The sequence below is a fragment of the Pseudomonas sp. HMWF006 genome (genome assembly GCF_003061205.1).
Lineage (GTDB): Bacteria > Pseudomonadota > Gammaproteobacteria > Pseudomonadales > Pseudomonadaceae > Aquipseudomonas > Aquipseudomonas monsensis.
This window is the reverse complement of the sequence record NZ_QAIU01000436.1, coordinates 1-2,537: the sequence shown is the minus strand read 5'-3', so window position 1 is coordinate 2,537 and position 2,537 is coordinate 1. Positions and strand designations below refer to the sequence as shown.

Below are 2,537 nucleotides of genomic sequence, written 5' to 3'. Positions count from 1 at the left end.
CGAAACCCCAATTGCGAAAGCAGTTGGGGTTTTGTTTTGCCCGCAGGAAATGCGTCTGCTTGATTTCTATGCAACGGCGCGGGTCATGGATATTATTCGGGCCTCATTGTGAGGCGAGATCTGCATGCTGACGTTGTTGAACCTTCTGAAGGATGGCCGATTCCATTCTGGTCAGGACTTGGGCGAGGCCCTGGGAATTAGTCGAAGTGCGGTGTGGAAGCAGCTTCAGCATCTTGAGGCGGAGCTTGGGCTGTCCATTCATAAGGTTCGGGGGCGAGGCTATCAGTTGGCTACCCCCTTGATGTTGCTGGATCCCCTTGGCATGGCAGGAATGTCGCCAAGCTGGCCAGTAACGGTTTTTGACTCCATTGACTCTACTAATGCCCAGGCGCTGCGGGCCATTGGGCAAGGTCAGGTTGCACCATTTTTGGTAGTCGCGGAGCGGCAGATTGCCGGTCGAGGGCGTAGGGGGCGCAAATGGGTAAGTCCCTTTGCCGAGAATCTCTATTACAGCCTTGTACTGCGCATTGATGGTGGTATGCGTCAGCTTGAGGGGCTGAGCCTGGTCGTTGGGCTCGCGGTTATGCAAACCCTCAGAAAGCTGGGAGTGGCTGACGTGGGACTGAAATGGCCGAATGATGTTCTCGTCGACAGTAAAAAAATCGCCGGGATATTGCTCGAGCTCGTCGGAGATCCGGCAGATGTATGTCATGTAGTGCTAGGGATCGGCATTAACGTGAATATGCAGGCGGCTGATGAGGTTGATCAGCAATGGACCTCGATGAGGTTGGAGTCAGGTAAAAGCTTTGATCGAAATGCGCTGGTCGTCGAGTTGAGTAACCAATTACAGGCATACATACAGCGTCACCAGGTCGGTGGTTTTTCTGTTCTTCAGGCTGAGTGGGAAGAGAACCATCTTTGGCAGGGGCGGATGGTTTCCCTGATAGCGGGTGTCAATCAGATAGATGGCGTAGTGCTTGGCATCGATAACCAGGGCGCGCTGCGATTGAAGGTGAATGGCATGGAAAAAGTCTTTAGTGGCGGCGAGCTTAGCCTGAGGTTGCGTGATGATTCTTGAGCTCGACTGCGGCAACAGCTTCATTAAATGGCGAGTGCTGAAGGCGAAGGCGGTAGCCTTGATGGCAGAGGGTGTGGTCGATTCAGATCAGGCGCTGTTGGAAAGCCTTCGAGGCCTGGATGGACTTGCATTAAGTAACTGCCGTTTGGTGAGTGTGCGTACTGTTGAGGAAACTGTTGCGCTAACCGCGATGCTTGAGCGGGAGTTCGGCGTAACGGTCGTCTGTGCGAAATCTGCTAGAGAGATGTCTGGCGTAAAAAATGGATACGAGGATTACGAGCGACTGGGGCTGGATCGTTGGCTTGCAATGCTTGGTGGCTTTCATCTGGCGAATGGCGCGTGCCTGGTTCTGGATTTTGGCACTGCGGTCACTGCGGATTTTATTGCTGCAGACGGTGAGCATCTTGGTGGCTTCATTTGTCCCGGTATGCCGTTGATGCGTAATCAGCTGCGAACCCATACCAGGAAAATTCGATATGGGGATCTGGCTGCCGAGCGTGCCTTGGCCAGCCAGGCTCCAGGCCGTACCACGGTCGAGGCTGTAGAGCGCGGATGTTCGCTGATGTTGAAGGGGTTTGTGCTCACTCAGTTGGAGATGGCGCGAGCCTATTGGGGGCAGGACTTCACTGTTTTTATCACTGGTGGAGATGCCGAACTGGTTGCAGGCGCTGCGCCTGATGCTCGAATCGTTCCCGATCTGGTGTTTGTGGGCTTGGCTATGGCGTGTCCTTTTTCCTGAGGTTCGTATGCGTTGGTTGTTCCTGCTGCTGGTTGTTCTCAATGTGTTCTATTACGTCTGGCATCAGCAGGAGGCTCCTTTGCGAGCCAAAGATGTCACTCCTCTCAGTTTGTATCGGGGGACGCAACAAGATATTCGCTTGCTGAGTGAGAGTGGTGGCTCTCCTGCACAGAAAGCCGGGGCGTCGCGCACGGAGGCGGAAGGTGAACAGTGCCTTTACGTCGGTGGGTTTGCCCGCGCGGAGTCACTGCAGGCTCTCGATCGGCGTCTTGTTCAGATGGAGGTGAAGACTCAGTCTTCGCAAAAAGACTTTCCTGACTCAGGATATTGGTTGCGAATTTCACCTGAAAGCCAGCGTTTGCTGGGAGATGAGCAGTTGAAGAACCTTTCCAAGGAATTCAATGAGTTAAAACATAAAATAATGCTGTGTGGAGGGGTTGCACCGGCTGAATAGTTTGCATAGAATGGCGCCCGCTCCACAGTGAAGGCCTGAACAGGCGGTTGCAGTAGAGCGGTGTCAATGCAGCTAACCTCAGGTTTTTAAATGAGAAAATGCTTGACAGGGGGTTGGCATAGTATAGAATGCCGGCCTGATTAGGAGGGGTTCCCGAGCGGCCAAAGGGATCAGACTGTAAATCTGACGTCTACGACTTCGAAGGTTCGAATCCTTCTCCCTCCACCAGATTTTAGCGTGAGCTGCAGGCTCCGCGGGTATAGTTT

3 protein-coding genes and 1 tRNA gene are annotated in these 2,537 nt (G+C 53.5%); all 4 read left to right on the top strand.

Translation table 11 applies throughout. The annotated features are described in order from the left end of the window. The first annotated feature begins 124 nt into the window (after window positions 1–124). The 4 genes from birA to DBR24_RS18300 all read left to right on the top strand — a co-directional run bounded on the left by birA (window position 125) and on the right by DBR24_RS18300 (window position 2,499). Window positions 125–1,078 (top strand): bifunctional biotin--[acetyl-CoA-carboxylase] ligase/biotin operon repressor BirA, encoded by a 954-nt coding sequence (gene birA, locus DBR24_RS18315; RefSeq protein ID WP_123467465.1) that lies wholly within the window; start codon window positions 125–127, stop codon window positions 1,076–1,078. After that, on the top strand, window positions 1,068–1,817 hold the full coding sequence (locus DBR24_RS18310) for a pantothenate kinase (RefSeq protein ID WP_123467467.1): 750 nt from the start codon (window positions 1,068–1,070) through the stop codon (window positions 1,815–1,817). Before birA ends, DBR24_RS18310 begins: the two co-directional genes overlap by 11 nt. A 7-nt stretch (window positions 1,818–1,824) precedes the next feature. Beyond that, a complete protein-coding gene (locus DBR24_RS18305) occupies window positions 1,825–2,271 on the top strand; it encodes a hypothetical protein (protein ID WP_123467469.1) in 447 nt (148 codons plus the stop codon). 143 nt (window positions 2,272–2,414) lie between these two features. Then, a tRNA-Tyr gene (locus DBR24_RS18300) sits at window positions 2,415–2,499 on the top strand. The last annotated feature ends 38 nt before the right edge of the window (window positions 2,500–2,537 follow it).